Origin of the sequence: Segatella copri (assembly GCF_019249795.2) — a bacterium.
In the GTDB taxonomy this organism is placed as follows: domain Bacteria; phylum Bacteroidota; class Bacteroidia; order Bacteroidales; family Bacteroidaceae; genus Prevotella; species Prevotella copri_B.
Window position 1 is genome coordinate 2,854,301 of the sequence record NZ_CP156891.1, and the last position, 22,033, is coordinate 2,876,333.

22 protein-coding genes and 1 pseudogene are annotated in these 22,033 nt (G+C 43.0%); 9 read left to right on the top strand and 14 right to left on the bottom strand.

The window, feature by feature from the left end:
• Positions 1-13: 13 nt before the first annotated feature.
• On the bottom strand, positions 14-1,135 hold the full coding sequence (locus tag KUA48_RS11825; protein ID WP_218432898.1) for a helix-turn-helix transcriptional regulator: 1,122 nt from the start codon (positions 1,133-1,135) through the stop codon (positions 14-16).
• Positions 1,136-1,230: 95 nt separating this feature from the next.
• The gene (rpsO, locus tag KUA48_RS11830; protein WP_022122065.1) at positions 1,231-1,500 is read right to left on the bottom strand and encodes a 30S ribosomal protein S15; all 270 of its coding nucleotides are present in this window, start codon (positions 1,498-1,500) and stop codon (positions 1,231-1,233) included.
• A 184-nt stretch (positions 1,501-1,684) separates the two neighbouring features.
• Between rpsO and typA the strand changes: the two genes are divergently transcribed.
• Together typA and KUA48_RS11840 are read left to right on the top strand one after the other, a co-directional pair.
• Positions 1,685-3,487 (top strand): translational GTPase TypA, encoded by a 1,803-nt coding sequence (gene typA / locus KUA48_RS11835; RefSeq protein WP_022122064.1) that lies wholly within the window; start codon positions 1,685-1,687, stop codon positions 3,485-3,487.
• Between the two features lie 57 nt (positions 3,488-3,544).
• Positions 3,545-4,456, top strand: coding sequence for a transporter (locus tag KUA48_RS11840; RefSeq protein WP_371833697.1), 912 nt, complete (start codon positions 3,545-3,547; stop codon positions 4,454-4,456).
• A gap of 20 nt (positions 4,457-4,476) precedes the next feature.
• Here KUA48_RS11840 and KUA48_RS11845 read toward each other — a convergent pair whose 3' ends face one another.
• The 4 genes from KUA48_RS11845 to KUA48_RS11860 all read right to left on the bottom strand — a co-directional run bounded on the left by KUA48_RS11845 (position 4,477) and on the right by KUA48_RS11860 (position 6,587).
• Positions 4,477-4,962, bottom strand: coding sequence for an S-ribosylhomocysteine lyase (locus KUA48_RS11845; protein ID WP_117587516.1), 486 nt, complete (start codon positions 4,960-4,962; stop codon positions 4,477-4,479).
• A gap of 23 nt (positions 4,963-4,985) precedes the next feature.
• Positions 4,986-5,684: a 5'-methylthioadenosine/adenosylhomocysteine nucleosidase gene (locus KUA48_RS11850; protein WP_118151660.1), complete on the bottom strand. Its 699-nt coding sequence runs from the start codon at positions 5,682-5,684 to the stop codon at positions 4,986-4,988.
• Positions 5,685-5,857: 173 nt separating this feature from the next.
• Entirely contained in the window at positions 5,858-5,956 is a 99-nt protein-coding gene (locus KUA48_RS11855; protein WP_228112395.1) for a smalltalk protein, read from the bottom strand.
• 97 nt (positions 5,957-6,053) lie between these two features.
• Positions 6,054-6,587: an HU family DNA-binding protein gene (locus KUA48_RS11860; protein WP_218432900.1), complete on the bottom strand. Its 534-nt coding sequence runs from the start codon at positions 6,585-6,587 to the stop codon at positions 6,054-6,056.
• A gap of 916 nt (positions 6,588-7,503) precedes the next feature.
• Here KUA48_RS11860 and mobV point away from each other — a divergent pair.
• Entirely contained in the window at positions 7,504-8,844 is a 1,341-nt protein-coding gene (mobV, locus tag KUA48_RS11865; protein WP_218432902.1) for a MobV family relaxase, read from the top strand.
• 486 nt (positions 8,845-9,330) lie between these two features.
• Here mobV and KUA48_RS11870 read toward each other — a convergent pair whose 3' ends face one another.
• From KUA48_RS11870 to KUA48_RS11905, 8 genes and pseudogenes are all read right to left on the bottom strand, one after another.
• Positions 9,331-9,972 (bottom strand): hypothetical protein, encoded by a 642-nt coding sequence (locus tag KUA48_RS11870; protein WP_217756418.1) that lies wholly within the window; start codon positions 9,970-9,972, stop codon positions 9,331-9,333.
• A 147-nt stretch (positions 9,973-10,119) separates the two neighbouring features.
• Positions 10,120-10,335 (bottom strand): annotated as a pseudogene (locus KUA48_RS11875) (IS66 family transposase); the annotation flags it as partial.
• Between the two features lie 250 nt (positions 10,336-10,585).
• On the bottom strand, positions 10,586-11,611 hold the full coding sequence (locus KUA48_RS11880) for an IS110 family transposase (RefSeq protein ID WP_181993552.1): 1,026 nt from the start codon (positions 11,609-11,611) through the stop codon (positions 10,586-10,588).
• A gap of 287 nt (positions 11,612-11,898) precedes the next feature.
• Positions 11,899-12,924, bottom strand: a complete 1,026-nt coding sequence (locus KUA48_RS11885) for an IS110 family transposase (protein WP_218433791.1) — start codon at positions 12,922-12,924, stop codon at positions 11,899-11,901.
• Between the two features lie 111 nt (positions 12,925-13,035).
• Entirely contained in the window at positions 13,036-14,454 is a 1,419-nt protein-coding gene (locus KUA48_RS11890) for a transposase (RefSeq protein ID WP_369503260.1), read from the bottom strand.
• Between the two features lie 100 nt (positions 14,455-14,554).
• A complete protein-coding gene (gene tnpB / locus KUA48_RS11895) occupies positions 14,555-14,902 on the bottom strand; it encodes an IS66 family insertion sequence element accessory protein TnpB (RefSeq protein ID WP_117588063.1) in 348 nt (115 codons plus the stop codon).
• On the bottom strand, positions 14,890-15,300 hold the full coding sequence (locus KUA48_RS11900) for a hypothetical protein (RefSeq protein WP_144021577.1): 411 nt from the start codon (positions 15,298-15,300) through the stop codon (positions 14,890-14,892). Before KUA48_RS11900 ends, tnpB begins: the two co-directional genes overlap by 13 nt.
• 42 nt (positions 15,301-15,342) lie before the next feature.
• Positions 15,343-15,714, bottom strand: a complete 372-nt coding sequence (locus KUA48_RS11905; protein ID WP_218433806.1) for a hypothetical protein — start codon at positions 15,712-15,714, stop codon at positions 15,343-15,345.
• A 456-nt stretch (positions 15,715-16,170) separates the two neighbouring features.
• Here KUA48_RS11905 and KUA48_RS11910 point away from each other — a divergent pair, with 456 nt between their 5' ends.
• From KUA48_RS11910 to KUA48_RS11935, 6 genes are all read left to right on the top strand, one after another.
• Positions 16,171-17,706, top strand: coding sequence for an ISL3 family transposase (locus tag KUA48_RS11910; protein WP_264949399.1), 1,536 nt, complete (start codon positions 16,171-16,173; stop codon positions 17,704-17,706).
• Positions 17,707-18,096: 390 nt separating this feature from the next.
• Positions 18,097-18,309, top strand: a complete 213-nt coding sequence (locus tag KUA48_RS11915) for a hypothetical protein (RefSeq protein WP_218433660.1) — start codon at positions 18,097-18,099, stop codon at positions 18,307-18,309.
• Positions 18,310-18,348: 39 nt separating this feature from the next.
• Entirely contained in the window at positions 18,349-18,630 is a 282-nt protein-coding gene (locus tag KUA48_RS11920) for a C39 family peptidase (RefSeq protein WP_153139705.1), read from the top strand.
• A 10-nt stretch (positions 18,631-18,640) separates the two neighbouring features.
• Positions 18,641-19,024 carry a hypothetical protein gene (locus tag KUA48_RS11925; protein ID WP_106812876.1) on the top strand — a complete coding sequence of 128 codons (384 nt, stop codon included), beginning with the start codon at positions 18,641-18,643 and terminating at the stop codon, positions 19,022-19,024.
• 430 nt (positions 19,025-19,454) lie between these two features.
• Positions 19,455-20,603: a hypothetical protein gene (locus KUA48_RS11930; RefSeq protein WP_218433661.1), complete on the top strand. Its 1,149-nt coding sequence runs from the start codon at positions 19,455-19,457 to the stop codon at positions 20,601-20,603.
• A 475-nt stretch (positions 20,604-21,078) separates the two neighbouring features.
• Entirely contained in the window at positions 21,079-22,014 is a 936-nt protein-coding gene (locus KUA48_RS11935) for an Rpn family recombination-promoting nuclease/putative transposase (RefSeq protein WP_217756645.1), read from the top strand.
• Positions 22,015-22,033 lie beyond the last annotated feature (19 nt).

Genomic DNA, 22,033 nt, shown 5'->3' on the forward strand with positions numbered 1-22,033 from the left:
CGTTTCCTGTTTCTTATCTTTCTTTATTCCTGCTGATTTCTTTCATCCAGGCAGATGGCGTAACACCTTCTGATTTGGCAAAGACGCTCGAAAAGTAGGGCAGCGAGGAGAAACCTACGTTGTAGGCGATATCCTTCAGCTTGGCATCAGGATGCTCGCTCATCATTTTCTTGGCTTCTTCCAGGCGCAGACTCGCTATCCAACTGCTGAAGTTCATGCCGAATTCTTCCTTGATGAAGGAGGAGAGGTAGGTCTTGTTGGTATACAGCCTGGTGGCAAGATCATCTATCGTGAACTGGTCCTTCAGATACGATTTCTCCTGAATCCATTCCGTTACTCTAGGGCGCAGCGTTTCGATGTAGGCTTTCTTCGGACTGGCTTCTCCGCTCTTTTCTTCTTCCGTCTTATCGCAGTCTGCCTTCATCAGCGTCTCGTATTCTGAGGCATAGTTGATGATGTTTACCAGAATATAGAGGTTCATGCCCACCACATAGAATTGCACCAGCCAGTTGAACAGGGCACCCGTACGGATGGATATCACGCCCAGTATCAGCATGCCGTAGAAGAGCCAGTGGCTCACCTTGAGCCATCTGATGAAATGGCTCTTCTCGTTCGAGAAGTAGTTTTCGAAGAGGGCGTTGCTTCTCAGATAGCACTTGTTGAAGTAGTAGATATGCCCTATGAGCATCTCCAGCAGTCCTATCAGGGCGATAAGCAGCAGGGGTATCTGGTATGCCTTCAGCGCATCTGTCATGGCGATAAGGGCGAAGAAAGCCGTCATTGTGAACTTTACGGCTATCGTCCTGCAGCGCTTCCGGGAGATATAATGAGGGTCGAGCAGACTGCTGAGCGAGAAGCTGAAGCAGATGCCCATCAGATAGAAGAGGATGATGTCGAAACAGGGAACCCAGTTGTTATATTCCGTCCAGCTTCCTGTAAATGAAGCTATCCAGATCCATATATTCAGGCTGATGAGCATCATTCCGCCTGCCATCAGTCTTTTAGATCTGCGGAAAGTTTTGTAAACGGCCGTATCAGGTGTCTGGTAGAGCAACAGGATGGTTGCCAGCGTCAGATAGATGATGCTGGTTATGGTTACAAGTTCTACAAAGTGCTGTTCTAAGAAATGAATCATATTCTTTTTTTATTTATGAGTAAGCAAGAAAAATCCCATCGCTCTTGCGAACGATGGGATTCTGTTCTGTTAAGCAATGTGTCTGCCTAAGCTGATTACTTACGAAGACCGAGGGCCTTGATGATAGCACGATAGCGATTGATGTCGCGATCATACAAGTAATCGAGCAATGCACGACGCTTTCCTACAAGCTGTGTCAACGCACGTGTTGTAGTATAATCTTTACGGTTCTTCTTAACATGTTCCGTCAAATGAGCAATACGGTATGAGAACAATGCTATCTGGCTCTCAGCTGAACCAGTATCAGAGTTAGACTTTCCGTACTTGCTAAAGATCTCTTCTTTTTTTGCTTTGTCTAAATACATAGCTGTAAAAACTTAATTTAATAAAATATGAATATGTTTAATTTTGTGCATCTGATGACCTTCCTCACGGCGGTTTCATTAAAAATGCGGTGCAAAGATACAACTTTTTGCCGAATTATGCAAACATTTCGGGATTTTTTTGTAATTTTGCACCCAAATTTAAGTATTTAAGGTAAAAATTAAAATGCAAGACATTAGAAACATTGCAGTTATTGCACACGTTGACCATGGTAAGACTACATTGGTTGACAAGATGATGCTCGCCGGTAAGCTGTTCCGCGACGGCCAGGATAACAGCGGCGAAGTGCTCGATTCCAACGACTTGGAGCGCGAGCGTGGTATAACCATTCTCTCAAAGAATGTATCTATCAACTGGAAAGGTACTAAGATTAATATCCTCGATACTCCTGGACACTCTGACTTCGGTGGTGAGGTTGAGCGCGTGCTCAACATGGCAGACGGATGCCTCCTCCTCGTCGATGCTTTCGAGGGTCCAATGCCTCAGACCCGTTTCGTGCTCCAGAAGGCATTGCAGCTCGGACTGAAGCCTATCGTTGTTGTTAATAAGGTAGATAAGCCTAACTGTCGCCCTGAAGAGGTGTACGAGATGGTGTTCGACCTGATGTGCGACCTCGATGCTACAGAAGACCAGCTCGACTTCCCTGTAGTTTACGGTTCTGCCAAGAACGGCTGGATGGGCGAGGACTATAATCATCCAACAGACAATATCGATTATCTGCTCGATAAGATTATTGAGGTTATCCCAGCTCCTAAGCAGCTCGAGGGTACTCCTCAGCTCCTTATCACATCTCTCGATTACAGCTCTTATACAGGTCGTATCGCCGTAGGTCGTGTACACCGCGGTACATTGAAGGACGGCATGAACGTTACCATCTGCCACCGCGACGGAACCCAGGAGAAGACCAAGATCAAGGAGCTCCACACCTTCGAGGGTATGGGTCATAAGAAGACCGATCATGTAGATTCAGGCGATATCTGTGCCGTTGTCGGCTTGGAGAAGTTTGAGATTGGTGATACCATCTGCGACTTCGAGAATCCTGAGCCACTGCCTCCAATCGCTGTCGATGAGCCTACCATGAGTATGCTCTTCACCATCAACGATTCACCATTCTTCGGTAAGGAAGGCAAGTTCTGTACATCACGCCACATCCAGGAGCGCTTGAACAAGGAGCTCGAGAAGAACCTCGCTCTCCGCGTACAGCCTTACGAGGATTCTACCGATAAGTGGATTGTATCAGGCCGTGGTGTGCTCCATCTCTCTGTACTCATCGAGACCATGCGCCGCGAGGGCTATGAGCTCCAGGTAGGTCAGCCTCAGGTTATCTACAAGGAGATTGACGGTGTGAAGTGCGAGCCTGTAGAGGAGTTGACCATCAACGTACCAGAGGAGTTTGCTTCTAAGATGATTGATATGGTAACCCGCCGCAAGGGTGATATGACCTCAATGCTGAACATGGGCGAGCGTGTAGACATCGAGTTCGATATCCCATCACGTGGTATCATCGGTCTGCGTACCAACGTGCTTACCGCTTCTCAGGGCGAGGCTATCATGGCTCACCGCTTCAAGGAGTATCAGCCATACAAGGGTGAAATCAGCCGCCGTTCTAACGGTAGCATGATTGCGCTCGAAACCGGTACTGCCTTTGCTTACGCCATCGATAAGCTGCAGGATCGCGGTAAGTTCTTCATCGACCCGGGTGAGGAGGTTTACGGAGGCGAGGTTGTAGGTGAACATGTTCACGACAACGACCTGGTAGTCAACGTAACCAAGGCTAAGCAGCTTACCAACGTGCGTGCTTCCGGTTCTGACGATAAGGCTCGCGTCATTCCTAAGACCGTGATGAGTCTTGAGGAGTGCCTGGAGTATATCCGTGAGGACGAGTACGTAGAGGTAACTCCAAAGAACATGCGTATGCGCAAGATCGAGCTCGATCACCTGAAGCGCAAGCGCAGCAACAAAGACTAAACAGATATGTTTTTGTGGAGATTTTTTAGAAAGTTTTCATTGCCCTGCTCCCTGGTTATGGGAGCATTGGGCTACCTGATATTCGCCAATGTGCCCTTCCTGGTGCCCATTGGCGATTATTGTGGTCCGAGGTTGGTAAGTCTGATGCCGGTAGTGCTGTTCTCACTGCTCTATGTTACTTTCTGTAAGATAGAAATCAAGGAGATGAAGCCTAAGGCGTGGCATTTCATCCTCCAGCTCATCCGTACCTCGCTGGCATTGATGATGGTGGTGCTCATCTTTGAGTTCGGTTCAGATTACAGTACCAAACTGATTCTCGAGGGTGCCTTCATCTGCTTCATCTGTCCTACGGCAGCCGCCGTGGCTGTGGTTACGGAGAAGTTGGGCGGCAGTATCGGTTCGCTGACCACTTATACGGTCATCGCCAACATTTTTACGATGGTCATCATTCCGAGTCTTTTCCCGATGGTAGAGAAAGGGGCAGACGTATCGTTCCTCATGATGAGTGCGATGGTGTTCCGCAATGTCACTACCGTGCTGGTGGTGCCTCTGCTGCTTGCCTTGCTGAGCCGCAGGTTCCTGCCAAAATGGGTGGATAAGGTGAAGAATGTAAAGGATTTAGGCTTTTATATGTGGTGTTTCAACCTCACGATACTGATGGGCGAAACGGTTCGCAACATGCTCCATGCCGAGGTATCGGGCGTAACGATGCTTCTGCTGCTCTTTGTACCGCTGCTGGTATGTCTCCTCCAGTTTGCCATCGGCAAGGCGGTAGGCAGGCATTTCGGTGCGAGTATCAGTGCCGGTCAGGCGTTGGGACAGAAGAATACGGTAGTGGGCATCTGGCTCACCCTCACCTTCCTGAATCCTCTTGCTGCCGTAGCACCGGGTGCCTATGTAGTATGGCAGAATCTGGTCAATGGCTGGCAACTTTGGTATAAAGAAAAATATGGCAAGCTTAAGTGGTAAGCTTGCCATATTTTTTGTTTCTAATCCTGGGTAGGGTAGATGAGGTTTTCTTCCCTGATGCAGCAGAGCACCTCATCCAGATATTTTCTGGCTTCATATTTCGCCATAGGCAGGTCGTGGAGCAGGTAGTTGCCGCAGTCCTTTGCCGCCTGTCCTGGAATCTCACCCTCGAAATCGGCGATAAACTTAAAGGTGCGCTTCATCAGTTCCACGATGTCCTTGCTCTCCAGGTCGCCCTTGATAAGGAGATAGTTGCCCGTGAGGCATCCCATCGGTCCCCAGTAGATGATGCGGTCCTTCCACTCCTCGTCGTTGCGCAGATAGGTGGCAGCCAGGTGTTCGATGGTATGGATGGCACCGTTGTGCAGACAAGGCTCCTGGTTAGGCACCTTCATGCGGATATCGAATGTTGTGATGACTTCTCCGCCTACTTCGTCCTTACGGCTCACGTAGATGCCGCGGAGCAGCTTATTGTGATTGATTGTAAAACTTGGAATCTTATTCATCTTGATAATTGATAATTTACAGTTTACAGACTTTCGAGGAAAGCCTTGGTAACATTGAAAGAGCCTTCAGCCATTTTAGCCCAGAAGTCGAAATACTGCTGTGCCTTGGTATCTTTCAGCGGTACATCGCTGATGATGCGGAAGGAGATGAAAGGCGTCTTGTAGATGTGGCAGGTCTGGGCGATAGAGCAGCTCTCCATATCCACCGCCATCGCCTGAGGGAAGTGTTCCAGGATAGAGCGCATCTTCTCCTTGCTGTCTACAAACCATTCGCCGCTCACAATCTGTCCGGCGTGGATCTTCGGGTGCCTGTTGCCCGGCAGGTTGTTGATGGCGAGTGCCTTCTCCACATATTCCTTAGGTGTTTTGAAGAAAGCAGGCATGCCTAGAATCTGTCCGAATTCGCATTCCTCGCCGCAATAGGCATCATGGTAAACGCAGTTGGTTGCCACCACCACCTCAGTCACGTTGAGGTTGATATCAGCGCCTCCAGCCACGCCTGAAGAGATGACGAGGTCAGGGTGATAGTTGTCAATCATTTCTACGGCACCTATGGTACTGTTCACCTTACCGATGCCGCATTGCTGCATCACCACCTCGTTATTGCCTATCTTTCCGATAACGAAGTCCTTATAGTTTTTTCTCTCAACCTGCGATTCGGTCAATAATGTTTTGAGTTGCGCGAACTCCTTGTCCATCGCAACGATAATTCCTATTTTCATATTCTATACTAACTTTTGGGTGCAAAGTTACTAAAAATATTGCAGAGAGAAGCAAAGTTTAAGGAGTTTTTAAGGAAAAAGGCTTTTAAAGGTAAAAAAGTAAAAAAAGCCCCCGATGCGTGATGCACCGGGGGCTTTGCTATGTCGAATCAGAATTTAAAAACATCTTTTTTTTACACGCTACAGCTGGTAACTCCGAGCGTAGTAGCGATGGCTGTGAGGAAGGAGATTGCAATCTGCAAAATCGTTTTCCAGGTATTTGCTTTCATCATCTTTATTATTATTTTTTAATGTTAAGTGTTATATGTTAATATTAACTTGGCGAGGGGGATACGCTAGCTTTCTACTTGCCGCCCTCAGGCGAGGGCTTTATTCAAGCCCGTCGCCGCCGCCCTGCGTACCACCGCCTTGGCTGGTGCCGTCGCCGCCGCCCTGTTCAGTGCCGCCACCGGTAGTACCACCGCCTGTGGTGCCCTCTCCGTCGGTGCCGATATTGCCGCCGTACTCCTGAATCTTGCACTTCTTGCGCAGCTCAGTATTGCTCCAGCTCTTCGTGTTTCTCACAATCAGGTGCACGCCCTCCACGCTGGCAGCCGTCACCTTCTCCTTGGTATCCTCCGCCTTGGAGCTCATACCGATGGAGAACAATCCGAGGTCAGAGAGACGCACGCTCTTGCCGTCGAGAATCAGCTCCTGCAGATGGTCGAGTGCATCCATCAGCACACCGTGGATGGTACCTCGTGAGTAAGGCGAGCCGTTGTCAGAGATATGCGATACGAATCCCTCGAAGTCCACTTCGCGGTCAGTTACCGCAGCCGCATACCACTTCTTCTTACCTGCGTTTTCACCAGTCTGAGGTGTGCGCTGTACTTTACGATATTTCAATGTTCCTTTTACTTCCATAATCTTAATTTTTTAAAGGGTTAATAAATTGTTAACTTTGTGGGTTACGCTTTGTCGAGTGCAGCCTTTCTTCGAACGACGATGCAAAGATACTGCAATTTCCCGATGCCACCAAATTTCAGCGTGTGATAAGGCGCGATTTTCAGCACACTTTCAATCCGAAACCTGTTAAACAATCTAACTTGCCGTTTTGCGCCCCGCGACTCATACTTTTTCAGAGAGGAAAACATAGAGTTGCGCACTTAAATACTTTGTTTACAATAAAATAGAAAGATACAAAATGGCATAAGAAATCTCCCTCAGTTCCTCAGAACTCAGTTCCTCAGTTTTTCTCTGACCCTTCACTTTTATCTTAATTTAGAAGTTTATTATATATATAATATATATTATATATATAATAAAATATAATTACTTACAATTTGTAACCATCAAGTATACCCCCTAGAACAAAACTGAGGAACTGAGTTCTGAGGAACTGAGTCATTATCGCCGGTAAAAAGATACTGTTTTCCTATCCCTTACGTCGCGTTTCACGATATCCCTTATCTTTTTACGGTAGCTCCTTGCAATACTCCCGTTCTCCAGTTCTATCCTTCTCCTGATTCTATTGACAACTTGCCCATTTTCTCAATTTTTAAAAGAAAAGAACGCCTAAAAAGGCAAAAAATAGCAAAATAGAGCATTTGTTTTGAGTTTCAAGTGGTTGTGGCAGTCTTTGGCTTTAGTTGTCAGTGACAAGGAAATGAGGAAAAAGCAGATTAGAGAAGTAGAAACGCTTTCAAATCATTACCCAATGGAAACGCCCTAATAAGCATTTTTAACGGTGGCGGTTCATATTTCCCCATTCTGCGTAGGTTTTGGCTTTGCCATGCAACTCTCATAGTTTAATTTTGCACCGAACAAAAAAGTAAGAATTATGAGATGCACTTTCAAGACAGTCTTCTATGTAAATGGAAGCAAGGAGAGAAACGGAATTGTCCCTATCATGGGACGTGTGACAATCAACGGAACTATCGCACAGTTCAGTTGCAAGCAGAGCGTTACCAAGGCTATCTGGGATGCCAAGGGCAACAGAGCCATCGCCCACCGCATCAAGACGGCAGGCATCAAGCGTAAGATAACCAACGACCAGGTGAGGGTGATAAGAACCATGCTGTCTGGAACGCACGAGGACATGATGAACATCGCAGCCAATGGGCAGCTTGATGATTGGTGCAACGACAGCTTGAAATGGTTACAAGACACGTTTGGCAAGGAAAATGTTGTTTCGGTTGTTCTGCACATGGACGAGCACACGCCACACCTCCATGCCTCCATCGTTCCAATAGTGATAGGCGAGCGGAGAAAGGCAAGAAGCAAACCTACGGAAGAGGGCAAGCGGACATACCGCAAGAAAGCCAATGCCGTGAGACTGTTTGCCGATGATGTGCTCAACCGAGACAAAATGATTGGCTATCACGACAGCTACGCTGAAGCCATGGGCAAGTATGGCTTGAAGCGAGGTGTCCGTGGATCAGATGCGAGACATACCACCACGACACAGTATTACCGCAACATCAAACGAGAGACGGAGAGACTCCAAAACTGCATGAAACTGCTGCAATCCGATGTGGAGGAAGCGGAGCGATTGCTCAAACAGACCAAGAGTGAAATCAACACGGAGAAGCTACAGGCAGCCAAGACGGAAGCCAAGACTGCCTTTGTGTCGAAGATTGGTTCTCTTTTGGGTAGTGGAAAATTGAAGGAGGTGGAGCAACACAACCGAAAGTTGTGCGAGCTTGTGACAGACCGAGAGCAATACATTGACGAACTCCATGAGAAAATTCAGCGAACGGAGGACAGTCACAGCAAACAACTTGACGAGATGCAGCGGAAGCACCAATCGGAGGTCGCGAATTTGGAGAGCAAGCACTCCACGGAGGTAACGATGCTCAACGACATCATCCGCAAAGCCAAGCGTTGGTTCCCGATGTTGGAGGCACGCTTGCAAATGGAAGACCTGTGCAGGAAGATAGGATTCACAGTCGAGCAAATCGGAGTGCTTCTGACCGGAAAGGCACTCAACTTTAGCGGTTCACTCTATTCCGAGGAACACAGAAGAAAGTTCAATGTGGAGAATGCGGAAATCAAGGTGTTTTCTGATTCTACCAAGCCGAACCAACTGTTTTTGTATATCAATAGACAGCCTATTATAGAATGGTTCAAGGAGCAATGGAATATCTCAAAAGATAGAAGAAATCATCATTTTCGATTATAATCAGATTTGTATCTTATGGCAAGGAGCAAGGAACAAACGCGCAAGGTTCTTCTCAAATTTTAGTACAAAATCTTTCTCTAATTAATGATAAGAACCATTTGATAGTCTCCAGAACTCCATTTTATGTATAGCGGTAAATGTCTCCCAAAACCTATATACATAAATGTAATAAAATTTAAGAAGAGCCAACGCAGCAAAATATATTTGTCTGCATGGGTATTTAGTACACACTACCTAAAACATTGAGAATGAGTGTATCTTGCAATAAATAGTGCAGCTATTTCATAAAAACCACTAAAAGTCTTAGGTATCACTTGTAACACTTCTGTTGAAAATCAACCAGTTTGATATTCTATGTGAAGTTTTTGTAAGCTCTAAACGCCTATACAGATATATTTGAATGTTTTTTATCCAGCAATCGTCCCTACGTATGCGTGATTTAAATTTAAACCTGTTGGCGAGTAAGAAATCGTCAACAGGTTTATATCATTTGTTCAGCAATGTAAAATCTATAGCTTGTACAAATCTATAATGTTCTTGAGTATTTGTATCTTCAAAAGAAAAAAGTTGATTTTTTATAATTTGCTCTAAATTAAAAATTTCCTTTTCTGTAATATCAGGTGCAAAAGTCAGAGAAAAACTGACTTCTTCTATTTTTCCACTTTGACCATCAAATACAGTTAAGCAAATGATTTTTTCATTTCTTTCGGCTAGATACTTTATACGTTCTTTTGAGAATACTTGTCTGACTATAGAATCTACAGGGATACATTTGTTGATTTTTAAAGTACTAGATACAGCAATATTGGCAAAAGAGATTTTGTTTTGTGCATTTTTGATAATGTTCTCTTTTACTATAAATGTTTTTCCTTTATATTTGAAACTTTGGGGTAAGATTGTACTGTTTTTTGAACTAGCCAAAGCGATACTTTTTGTATTTTTGCCAAAATTATTCCCTATAATATCTATAAGTTTTGCTACAAGCACATTGCTCATAACGTAATCTTTGTAAGGAGAAGGAGAACTTTCCTTGAAGTCCTGAGCAAATTGCCACCAAGAAATATTGTTATAACCAGATTCTACTGCGGTAAAATTTGGAAATGAAGATGTTGGATTAAATGAATACACCCAATTGATATATGAATTGTAATACTTATTGCCAGAACCAACTAACTGTGTTCCATAAGGCGCATGAATAACATCTTGAATGAATTGTAAGCGGCTCCGCGTTTATACCTTGCATAATTCAAAAAAAAGCAGTAACAGCTGATTAAATTAATGCTGTTGCTGCTTTTTCCATCGGTCAGGAAGTAAGTCTCTATATTTTTCTAATGGGGTATTGGGTTGCCATTCTACAGTCTTTTCTATTACGTCGCATATGTATTCAAACAGATTAATGCCATTCAGCCTGCATGAGATTGCGATAGAATATAGGATAGCCGCCCGGCTTGCTCCTTCGTGCGAACCAAAGAACATTGAGTTTCTTCTTGATTCCTAAGACATAGCCAAATTTTTGAGCAACTTTTTGTGTTAATAAATACAAAAGAGGTATTTTGGAACATACAGGCACTAAAATATCGGTAGCAGAAATGGTCAAAAATGATTTTTCTGTTACAAATCAACACGGAACTCGTTCTTTTAATAGCGTGTGGCTAGATTCCTAATTAGTTATCCGTGTTTGTGTCTTTACAAGACTCTAAATGGCAGTAGCACAGACTGCTATAGTTCACTTGTTTCGGACTTATGATATTGCAAGTTTTTCATTGCTGCTCTTTGAATCCAACGGTTCCCATTTTCTGTTCTGCTTACCTATAGCGAACATTCTGAGAACAAGTTTGAACTTAACGGCATTCAATGCCTTGCGTTTTGTGTCTGAATCTTGCTTACCTCCTAATTTACGGTTATAAAATGATTGTAACTCTGCATCATATTGTACAACAACTGTGGCCGCCATGGATAGATCTGCTTTCGCCTGACCATCACAGCGTGCTGAAGGTCGGGGACGCCATTTCACACTGGTGCCTGAAGTGCGGAAGTGCGGTGCCACGCCGACATAACTGGCATATTGCCTTGCTGTTTCAAAAGCGGTAAAGTTTCGGGTAATGACAATGACATTTATGGCATTGACGAAGCCTATTCCCGGTATTGTCAGAAGATTCTTGTAAGTAGACAAGAGGCTATCGTCTGTAGCCAGCAACTTCTGTTCTTCCAACTCGATGTTCTCAATGTCACGGCTGAATTTTTTGATGTAGCCATCATATAACTGGGCATCTTCCTTTGTGATGCATAGCTGTCTTCTGTTCATGAAGCATGTACGCTGTTCCACCAGGAACTTACGCTCATTCATCAGTGCCTTGAGTCTCTGCATGGTCTTGTCAGGCATATTATAAGGCTTGACACATTCAGTACCATTATAGCGATAGAGAAAGTCTGCAATCTTGGCAGAGTCAATCTTGTCGCTCTTGTCCTTGGGCCCCATGGGATAATGCTTTACCACATGGGTGGAGAGCATGCAGAACTGATAGTTCCTGGTATTAAGAAACTTCTCCAGCTCCATGGAATAGCTGCCGGTGAACTCCATTCCGAAGAGACTGTTCGAGAGAACCACATGATTCTTCTTGAGCCATGTGCACATTTCGCCAAATCCCTTGCGGGAATTGTTGAATACATCGTGAGAAAAGTCCTTAATTGGGGTTTCTTCACAGAAAATTGATACGTCAATGACATTTTTTGAGATGTCGATGCCGATAAATGATTTATTTTTCATACCTTTGTACCGCATTTTGTAGGAAGGAGCTCTCTATGTCAGGGTAAGCCACATCTTTTAAAAGCTTCCACGGCTAATTCCCTAAACGGCACTTGACCTGGCATTTCAGGCTGGGGAGACTAGATCAGGGAAAGGTCTTTGTCTAAGACAAAATAGTTCACTACCCCCGTCCGGAGTTCCTTCCATTTCAGATGCTCCGGCAAAGGTAGTGAAAAAAACGCAGACAAAAGACTTAGTCGGGAAATAGTTATGCTCTAAGAAGTGCGATAGTTCACTTTTGCTGCATTTTAGTTCTTATATGCATCTGTCTCCACATATGGTGTTCCACGCTTTATCACGGCAAACATACGAAGGACCAGCTTGAACTTGACGGCATTGAGCACGATGCCACCGCATTTTTCCTTTCTCTTGCGTATCCAATAGTCTCTTATTGAAGGATTGTTCCTTATGGCGGAAAGGACAGCTATGGATAAGTCTGCCTTGGCTTCAGAAAAGCCTTTCTTGGAAACCCCCGTTTTCTTTCTTACTGAGGTACCAGATTCCTTTTTAAAAGGGGCTATTCCTATGTAACAGGCATATTTGCGAGGATTGCTGATTGCAGTGAAATTTTCCGTCAATACAATGGTTTCCAACGCTATGATGCGACCAATGCCAGGAATGGAGGTCAGCAGATTGTAATTCTTTCTGATGCTTGTATCTTCATTCATGTAGCTGTCAATCTCTTTGTCTATTGCTTTCTGGTTTTCCTGCATGTTCTTCAGCAGGAGTTTCTTGCGTTCAACGGATAAGTCTGTATCGTATGCGCTGATATCATGAAGCTGCTGCTTATAGAGAGTTGACTGCTTGGTGTTCTGCTTACGCTCTGCCAGCAATCTCTTCAACTTGAAATAGACAGGTGAAGGAAGTTTGGAGGGATTGCGAAGAATCTTCTTGTGGTTCTGCTCACAATAGATTGCTATTCTGAAAGCATCCAGTTCATCAGTCTTGATACGGTCTAGAGAGCGCTGGTCATCATCCAAGTCTGGCTCGAAGCGATGCATTTTGCGAGGTTCCACCATACCATAGATATATTCTTTGGATTCCAGCCATAATCTGAAGTTTTGGTTATAGAGTCCAGTATATTCCATACAGAACAAAAAGGTATCGAAGTCTTTTCCTACCTTTGCGACCCAGGAGCCAATCTTTTTGAACCCAGCATCATCATTGCTCACCTTAATATGAGCATTCTTCCAGTCGATGGTTTCACCATCATAATAAGCAAGGTCGAGAGTCTTCTTGGAGACATCTACGCCAAAGTAAAGTTCCTTATCCATATTATTGACATTTTAGCATTAAATGGAAACAAGAAAACATTTGGCTTGGCGAAGGACTGAATCAAAAAATAGTGATATTCTAGAGTGACATACAGTTCACCTTAACACCCGTTAACCAATTCGTTTAAACTTGTTTCCAGGTGCAAAGGTAAAAGATAGTGATATGTATCTCTGGATTCTCTCAATGTAGTTGTTATCGAGAGCCGTATCACCTCTTTTGAAGATGTCACAAATGGCATTATATTCATTAAGGGCATAGCCGACCGCCTGCGCCAAGGTAGACTTGGGCAGCAAATCTTTCCTGGAAGATATTTCCTCCAGTTTCTCCAATAAATCCTGCAAAATGTCCGGTGCATATGACTGCCGATAGGCTAGATGGTCTTCAACGGTCCATCCATTTACCCCAACCTTATGTTTTTTGTCTTCTCGATAAAATCTGTTGAGGATATCTACGACCTCCTGAGCATCCTTGTCTTCCTTGCCGCAGTCGATGAAATCTCTCTTGACATGCTGCAGGCAGGCGATTCTCATAATGTCAGGATAAGCATCCGACTCCAGTTTCCGGTAAGGAGCATATGCATCACTCTGTATGGTACCTTTATAATCAGAGAATATGTTAAGTATGACCTGCTCAGAGCGTGATCCATCCTCATATACGAAGAAGACAAGTCCCAGTTTAGGCGCACTTACAGCCCAGAAGTAGCCTTTCTTCGAACCCTTGTCCGTAGGCTTTGTCTTGGCTAACAGCACTTTATGGTATGTCTCGTCTGCCGAGACATAATCCTGCTGCAACACTACTTGGCAGATAGCCTTATAGAAGTTTTCCAGTACATCGGCACTTCTGGCAATCAGTTTGTTTGCCGTGGCTTTCCTTAACGTAAACCCATTGTCGGCAAAGTATTTGATGATTCGCTCTACCGGCATGGAATAGATGTATCGCATCTGCAGGAGTCCTGCTGCAAAGGAAGGTGAATAGGAAGAATTCAACAACAGAGCCGGCGGAGTTTTCCCCGGATACATGATACTTCCATCAGTATAAGTGTTGATGTGATACACGGTCTTGATGAATTTGATGGGTTCCATGCTGTAACGTATACAGGTACGAGTTCCGAAGAGACGCAACGTCTTCAAAAACTCTGCATCCATGACTGGATCTATCGTAACATGCACCTCTTTCATCTCGTAATGCATGTCACGCTTGGCTCCGTTGTTTTTGCGTGCCTTTCTCTTTTCGGCCTGCTCTGTTTTCTTCTTGTCAAATTCCTCCTGGGTCATCGAGTCTTGTGGATTCTTTTCCTGACGTTCGGACTTCTTGCCTGAAACGAGCTTGCCGAGTGCCTTGTTCTGACGATTCGCTTTGTCAATGGCGATTCCTTTCTGGACGAGTAATTCTTCTAATGACTTTATACGTTCAATGAGTTCGTTGACCTGTGTAGTCAATGAACTCACCGTAGCATTAGCTTGCTGAAGCTGTTCGTTTGCAAGCTGAAGCTGTTTCTTTAAAAGTACTATAATTTCGTCCTTTTTCATAGTGCAAAGGTACGAAAAAATATCGAGATATGCAAGGATTTTTAGATATTTATTTTTCTATCTTATTGATACACAGTTCATTAAATATAATCTTATGCGCCTATAGATTAAGCCGTTTCCTATATCTCATACTTTTCAGGCAAATTCCGCTCATGATGGCAGATAGCGTCTTGTACGGCATTTTGCATTGTTTGCTTTGGGGATCAAAGAATGGTAATTCAAAGGTTCCTCGCTCCAGTCGCTTCTGATACAGCAAGAAACCGTCGCCATCCCATTTTAGCATTTTTACCTGCTGGCGGTTCTTGGAGAAGAAGATGAAGACGGCACCACCGAGTGGCGGCAGCTCCATCTCCGTCCTCACAATCTGGTACAGGCCATTTATGCCCATGTTCATTCGGACATATCGCTGGCAGACGTAATACTGGGTGTTTTCGTTTAATCCAAACATAGCAAGTCCTCCTTCTCGTAAAGTTTCATCAGATGCATGACTGATTTGGCACTACCTTTCTTGATGGTGACTATCGTTCCATTGGGAAAGGTTAAGGTTATGCCGAAAAGATAATTTTCCGGGCAGACGGAATCGGATGGCATTTCCATGGGAAGGAACATCATCCCAGTGTCCTTGGCTGTTGCTTCGGAACATTCCTTACGGGCTTCGGCCTGAAGCAGACGAATCTGCTGTTTGGCTAACCTAACAGAATAACCTTTCTCTGACATCCATCTATGCATCGAGCGATGGTTTACATGCCGTTCCTTTAAAAAAGGAATCAAACTGGCTTTTGGATTATGATTCAAATGAATCTGGAAGGCATTCCATGCCCTCTCATAACGTTCTGTTGCTCTCATAATTTCGTTGCTTTTAAAATTATGGTGCAAAGGTAAGAACTTTTACGATAAAGGGCAAGGTATAAACGCGGAGCCGCTTACAATGAATTTTGATTCGAACTCTATATTTAGCATGGCAGTTTTTTCATATGTGCCAATTCCTCCAAAATACACATTATCTTGGTTCATATGTATGAACTCTTCTGGATAAGTTGTGTTATTTATAGCATTGCTTGTTAAAAATGACAGGATTTTTGTACTATGGTCATAGGCAGCAGGATTCCCATTCATGCCTTTAGATGTAATATTTACATCTGAAAAATTGTATTTTTTATCTTTTGCATAATTATGTAGCCACTTAATAACAGGATAGTCGTTACAGCAATTTGTTATTACTGAGTTTAATTTGGTTGTGGAAGCCGATGGTAATGACACCTTTTTAGCAATCTGATAGATGTTGTAGTTTCCGGTGTAAATAGACAAAGCACGATTTTGCTGAGTCTCAAAATCATGAGCGAGAAAGCTGTCATCATTAGTGCAACTGAGTAATGATGAACAGAATGACACTATAAGAAAAAAATATAAATGGTTCTTCTCAAATTTTAGTACAAAGCCCCATATTTTATATGAAGGAGCAATATTTTTGAGAAAGTTTAATATAAAAAATTAGCGATTGTCTCCAAAAATATGTAAGTTTAAAGTGATCATAAAATATGACTTACAATGGATACAATCGCTAACAGATGCAAAATTATAAAAAAGATAAGAAACAACCAAATAAAATCCGATATAAATGCTTCTACGGTCGGAGAAAAACTTCTTATGGACATTTTTCCTGCCATAGATGGCTTTTTTATCGCAAGTTGTGACTTCTCTTCCACGGAACTCAAAATGGTTCTCGTGAGTACGGCTACCCATGCCTTCTGCGACCGTTGTGGCAAGAAAACCACTCATACCCGTGGCTGGCAAAAGAGAACGGTCACGATGTGTCCTTTAGGGTGTAAACGGTTTGTTCTCACCCTTTACATGCGCCGTTTTTACTGCCAGTCTGATAAACATATATTTGTAGAGCAACAGACGAAGTGGCTAAACAAATATGCAAGATTCAGTGTAAGATGCATAGAGTTGATGAACCTGCTTCATATACATATGTCATCTGTGTCGACCTCCAAGGTCATGAGAAAGATGGGAATCACTTGCTGTCCAAATACTTGCATAAATCATTTGAAAAAGATCCAAAGACTTCCAGACAGGACTGCCAGGAATATAGGCATAGATGACTTTGCCAAGAGAAAGAGACATACCTATGGCAGTGTTATCGTAGACCATGACACAGGCGAGATTTTGGAACTGATAGACTCTAGAGATTCTTCGATTGTGGCAAATGTCTTGAAACAATACAAGAAAGTCAATACTATCACTCGTGATAGGGGACGATGCTTCATTAAGGCTATCAAGCAAGGAGCCCCATCAGCACATGCTATCACAGACAAATTCCATGTCATTGAAGACTTGACGAGCGCAGTCTTTCCAAAGATTCTGCAGGAGTTTTTGCATAAGAGAATGGAGTTGCTGACTCAAGGTCTAGTTGGTCCCATTAAGCCACAAATAAGTAGAGGTTGGCTTTATAACAGCATATATGCAGTCTTGGAATCGATGTGCAAGGATGCAAGAAGAATCAAGAAAATGACTGAATGGAACACTTTCATGGATCTTTATGCAAGGCAAGGACTGACTTTGAGTGAAATCCATGACAAAACAGGGTTTGATGGATTTAAGATGGGAAAGCTAAGGAACACCAAATATGAGGACTTGCTCAACCCAACGCAACTAAGGGCTTACAAAGCCATAGAATCTATTACAAATAGGATTCTCTGTAAAAAGTCATTGGATTACTCTGTGGTTACCAAGGGGTTACATTCTACAGAGAAGAAAGAAATACTGAAAAGACTTCTTTTTCTACTGAGAGGAAAATGGAAGGAAGACTGGAAGGCATACGATGATGCCTACAAGGCATTTCTTGCAAAGGCAACTATCAGGAACGAAGAGTATGACCTTTGGAATTCAATAGTTCACTTCAACTGGAAAACCAAGACGGAGACTGTCAGATTGTTTCTGCAGGACTTGCATGTTACCGATTTAGCCTATTATATAACAACATTTCAAGGCATTTTGAGCGGAGAGGTCAAAATGAACTTGTACAAATGGATTAACATGGTCATAGGATGTGGTAATGAGAAAATGGAAAAGTTTGCCAAAGGACTGATTAAGGACTATTCCGCCATCAATAATTCTATTGCTAGCAAATTGAACAATGGAATCCTTGAAGGTTCGGTCAACAAGATAAAGACCGCAAAGCGAATTATGGGTGGAAGAGCATCGATTTCTCTTTTGCAGATAAAGGTCTCCTCAAACTTAGATACATAAATGTACCAAAATTTGAGAAGAACCATATAAATGTTTCATAACTATTGAAAATTAAATGTTTATTTTGCAAAGATAGAGTAAAAATGTTATCATTGTACTTTAATCCTATAAAATTTAACGTAAATTATACGCAAAACAAAAAATGCTCTTCTTTCGAAAAACTTAACCATTAAACATACTTTGCATCCAAATAATTACAAGACAAGAGAAGTAGTTGTGTATAAAAACAAACAAAGATAGATTGTTAAAAAGGATAAATAATTTTAATTTTTCAACACTTAAAATATTTTTTTGTAAATTTGCAAAAAAATATAGAATCTTGTAGGTTTAAAAATGGTTGCTACAAGTGCAAGAATTGAATGACGAAACCATTTGGAAAGGAAAATGTATATGAAGATAAAACATTTGTTATTTTTTATTCCTGTGACTTTTTTGGTCGCATGTGAAGGGACTGATTTAATCGAGCCAGACAATGTGTCGAAAGAACAGATTTCCACTCAAATAATTTATAACCCGACAAAATATTCAAAACAAAAGGTGATGTCTTTGTCAAAAGTAGTTTGCCAACAACAATGGCAAAGCAAATACCTAATGCCTGCGTAACATCAATTATGGAGTACACAAACATATAATTCAAATCCTTTGATTGATGGTGTTTCTTTGGATTATATCGAGCCTTTTGTAACACATTTCTTTAAAACTCAAACATTTACAAATTATAAGTCTGCAATAGATGCCAAGCATCCCGTCATGACTGATGTAAATAGCCAAATAGAAAGCTCTGCCCATAATGTGTTATGTGTAGGATATAACTCCAATACGGGTGCTGCTATTTATATGGACCCTGAGCTTGCTTGTATGTACTCAGTTAATGCTGGGTATTTTTTACAAGATTATAATATAGTATTAACAGGTATAAAGTAATTAAATAAATATGAAGTTAATTTTTAAATATTTTTTTATTTCTCTATTGTTCCTAAATGGGCAATTAGTTCATGCACAATCATTTAAAATCGACAGCTTAAAAGGTAAAAAATGGGAGTTGCAATTGCCAAAAGGAAAGTCTTATACTTCGAATCTTATATTCAAAGATACGACATACACAACTAGTTTCTCCTTTAATGGACAGACTCATACTATAGAGAAGCCATACTTAATACAGCAGGAAAACGTAGAAACATTTTATGTTATTTTTCCATCAGAAGGAAAGGGTACAAAAACTTTCCCTGTTAAGTTTAAAGTTTTAGAATTTACCGACAAGTTGCTAAAATTGCAAAATACAACAACAAATGTTGTAAATACGTATTTCGCAAAATAAACAACTAGTAGATTGTAAAGTCTAAAAGTTTAGTAAGGCACGTGTGATATTTCATCAATCATCAGTATGTGACGAACGACGTTTTACTCAACTTTTAGACTTTACAGACTACTAGTAAGACCGTGCTTTTTGCAACATATTACTCTGTTTGATATTTTTTGTTTAATAAAATTCTTAGATTCATTATTTTTTTGTATTTTTGCAGCCGAAAAGAGTTGTTAGGCAGCAAACGTATGCAGATAGCAGAATTTAGGACTGTTGCCAAATCATTACCTCTATTGAGGTGAAAGACTCATAAATAGCTCATTTTAAGCTATTCGGCAGTTTTTAGCGTAATTTTCTAAGAAAACTCTTGCAGGTATGAAAAAAAATCGTAAATTTGCAGCGAGGAATAAAAACTTAAAGAATAAACAACATAAAAAATGAACTTATGAAGAAAATCTCGTTGATAGTGATGAGCTGCATGATAGCTTGCGGACTGCTCGCCAACCATGGCATCGTGAAGGGCGGAGAAATGTCGCCTAAGGTAGAGGACACGGTATCGATTGACAAGAAAATCGCTGATAGTCAATGGCTATCGAACAACTCCGACACGTTGGAAGTGGACACAGCTGGCGAAGACTCGGTGGTGAATGTGGTGGCCTACTTCTGCAAGGGCGACACCTGCGAATACTGGATATATGAGAATGAGTGGAAGGTGAACGGCAAGGACACAGTGAAGACGCTCGGCGTATCCACCCAGGTGCGCCTCGTGGTAAACGATTCCACCAGCAAGGGCTATAAGATGAGCTACACCTTCCTGGACGTAAAGGCCGATTCGGTGGGTGACAACTTCCGGGACAAGATGATGGCTATGGTAGCGGAGCGCACCGCCAAGAGCGTGATAGGCACCACCGTCAACTTTGAAACCGATGAATACGGTCGCATCACCAAGATTACCAATCTCTCGAAAATCAAGAAGCAGGCAAAGGCTCTCTTCAAGGCGAGCATGAAGGACATCGCCGCCATGCCCATCATGCAGGCAATGAAGAAGGCGATAGGTCTTGACTTCATGAAGATAGGCAACCAGGCTAACACCGACGGGTTGGTGGAGGGCTACCTGGAGGAGCTGAAACTGCTCTTCGCCTGGCACGGAAACCAATATGCCGTGGGCGAGCATCACGAGCACGAGGATGCCACCAAGGATAGCTACGCCAACGACACTTATATCAATGCCAGCCTAGAGAAGAATGGCAACTACACAATCTCCTGCGAGGTGGTCAGCGTGATACCAAAGGAGACCGTGAAGGAGGTGATGGGCGGACTGATGGGTGCCATCACGGAAGGACTGAAGAGCAAGAAGACCGAGGACGGCAAGGATCATGATGGCATCATCAACGACTTGGACGACGAGTTTAAGAAGGAGATAGACAAGGCAGTTGACCAAGATGCCCAGACCTCGGAGTATCTCTGTGTGACCTGCTTCGAGAATGGCTGGCCTAGCAGCGTGTTGAAGCAAAATAAAAATGTGATGGCTGGCCGTGGCAAGCTGAAGCAGAAACTCATCGAGGCTTGCCGATTCGCACAGCGCGAGAAATGATGAACTATTTCGACCTGTACAGATCTTATAATTAACAGGTTTGGTACACATTGCGCCTCACGGGAAACGACAAGGGTCTATATGCCACGATGAAAAGGTGGCGTATAGACCCTTGATTATATGGTAATTTTTGTCATCAATATCTCCGCTATTATAAGGGTTCTTTCAACACTTACCGAATCCCAAAACTTGTCGTAGGCTCTGAGTTCGGCATCTGTAAAGCCGGAAACTTCAAGATCTTCTACGGCTTTTCCAATCTCTGGGTCATTGAGCAGGTCGGCAGGAACTTGATTTTGCGTATCTGCTCCTCGTCGCTGAGGTTTTTATGGGATTTTTAAAGGTAAAAAAGTAAAGATTTTGCTATCCCCAATACTATCTGATAACTTTTTCTAAAACTTTTCTATGAATTCCTTGCGTGTTTCAAAATAAAGTCGTAAATTTGCTCACATAAACGAAACAATAATATCTACGGATTATGAAGCAGGTAGAAGAAAGATATATCAGTTTGCTGACCGATTTCGGTTTCAAGCGAATTTTTGGATCAGCTCCCAACAAGGATTTGCTGATCTGTTTCCTCAACAGCTTGTTCAATGGAAGACAGGTTGTTAAGGACGTGAAGTATCTGAATCCGGAGAACGTGGGCGACATCTATACCGACCGCAAGGCCATCTTTGACGTATATTGCGAAGGAGAAAACGGCGAGAAGTTTATCGTGGAAATGCAGAATGCATACCAGACATACTTCAAGGACCGTGCCCTGTTCTATTCCACTTTTCCGGTTCGTGAGCAGGCTCCTAAGGGTAGTGAATGGGACTTCAAGCTCAACCATGTTTACACAATTGCTCTGCTCAACTTTAACATGAACGAGGAAGCCTTCAATAAGGAAGAAATCCGCCATCATGTGCAGTTGTGCGATACTGCCACGCACAAGATTTTCTACGATAAGCTGGAATTTATCTATGTGGAAATCGCCAAGTTCAACAAGTCGCTTGATGAGTTGGAAACGCTCTACGACAAGTGGCTCTATGCCCTGAAGAACCTCTACAAGCTTACTCAGCGCCCTAAGGCGTTATGCGACAAGGTCTTCGATCGCCTCTTCGAAGAAGCCGAGATTGCAAAATTCACTCCACAGGAGCAGCGGGAGTATGAAGCCAGCAAGATGGCATATCGTGATATCAAGAATTCGATTGATACCGCCAAGCGAGAAGGTAAAGAAGAGGGCCTGGCTGAAGGCATGGAGAAGGGACTGGCTGAAGGAATGAAAAAGGGCTTGGCTGAAGGCATGGAGAAGGGCATGAACAAACGAAGCCTTGAGATTGCCAGAAAGATGCTGGCGAATGGTATGGATGCTGCCACGGTGATGGAAATAACAGGATTGTCGGAGAGCCAGTTACAGCAGCTGAAAGGATAAGGAACTGCCTGGAGAAACG

Excerpts from the sequence above, each read along its gene's own strand:
- KUA48_RS11900 (WP_144021577.1), bottom strand. The coding sequence starts at position 15,300 with ATGAGAGCAACAGAACGTTATGAGAGGGCATGGAATGCCTTCCAGATT.
- mobV (WP_218432902.1), top strand. The coding sequence starts at position 7,504 with ATGAGATGCACTTTCAAGACAGTCTTCTATGTAAATGGAAGCAAGGAG.
- KUA48_RS11915 (WP_218433660.1), top strand. The coding sequence starts at position 18,097 with ATGAAGATAAAACATTTGTTATTTTTTATTCCTGTGACTTTTTTGGTC.
- typA (WP_022122064.1), top strand. The coding sequence starts at position 1,685 with ATGCAAGACATTAGAAACATTGCAGTTATTGCACACGTTGACCATGGT.
- KUA48_RS11840 (WP_371833697.1), top strand. The coding sequence starts at position 3,545 with ATGGGAGCATTGGGCTACCTGATATTCGCCAATGTGCCCTTCCTGGTG.
- tnpB (WP_117588063.1), bottom strand. The coding sequence starts at position 14,902 with ATGTTTGGATTAAACGAAAACACCCAGTATTACGTCTGCCAGCGATAT.
- KUA48_RS11890 (WP_369503260.1), bottom strand. The coding sequence starts at position 14,454 with ATGAAAAAGGACGAAATTATAGTACTTTTAAAGAAACAGCTTCAGCTT.
- KUA48_RS11880 (WP_181993552.1), bottom strand. The coding sequence starts at position 11,611 with ATGAAAAATAAATCATTTATCGGCATCGACATCTCAAAAAATGTCATT.
- KUA48_RS11825 (WP_218432898.1), bottom strand. The coding sequence starts at position 1,135 with ATGATTCATTTCTTAGAACAGCACTTTGTAGAACTTGTAACCATAACC.
- KUA48_RS11855 (WP_228112395.1), bottom strand. The coding sequence starts at position 5,956 with ATGATGAAAGCAAATACCTGGAAAACGATTTTGCAGATTGCAATCTCC.
- KUA48_RS11850 (WP_118151660.1), bottom strand. The coding sequence starts at position 5,684 with ATGAAAATAGGAATTATCGTTGCGATGGACAAGGAGTTCGCGCAACTC.
- rpsO (WP_022122065.1), bottom strand. The coding sequence starts at position 1,500 with ATGTATTTAGACAAAGCAAAAAAAGAAGAGATCTTTAGCAAGTACGGA.
- KUA48_RS11925 (WP_106812876.1), top strand. The coding sequence starts at position 18,641 with ATGAAGTTAATTTTTAAATATTTTTTTATTTCTCTATTGTTCCTAAAT.
- KUA48_RS11935 (WP_217756645.1), top strand. The coding sequence starts at position 21,079 with ATGAAGCAGGTAGAAGAAAGATATATCAGTTTGCTGACCGATTTCGGT.
- KUA48_RS11910 (WP_264949399.1), top strand. The coding sequence starts at position 16,171 with ATGGTTCTCGTGAGTACGGCTACCCATGCCTTCTGCGACCGTTGTGGC.
- KUA48_RS11845 (WP_117587516.1), bottom strand. The coding sequence starts at position 4,962 with ATGAATAAGATTCCAAGTTTTACAATCAATCACAATAAGCTGCTCCGC.
- KUA48_RS11930 (WP_218433661.1), top strand. The coding sequence starts at position 19,455 with ATGAAGAAAATCTCGTTGATAGTGATGAGCTGCATGATAGCTTGCGGA.
- KUA48_RS11885 (WP_218433791.1), bottom strand. The coding sequence starts at position 12,924 with ATGGATAAGGAACTTTACTTTGGCGTAGATGTCTCCAAGAAGACTCTC.
- KUA48_RS11860 (WP_218432900.1), bottom strand. The coding sequence starts at position 6,587 with ATGGAAGTAAAAGGAACATTGAAATATCGTAAAGTACAGCGCACACCT.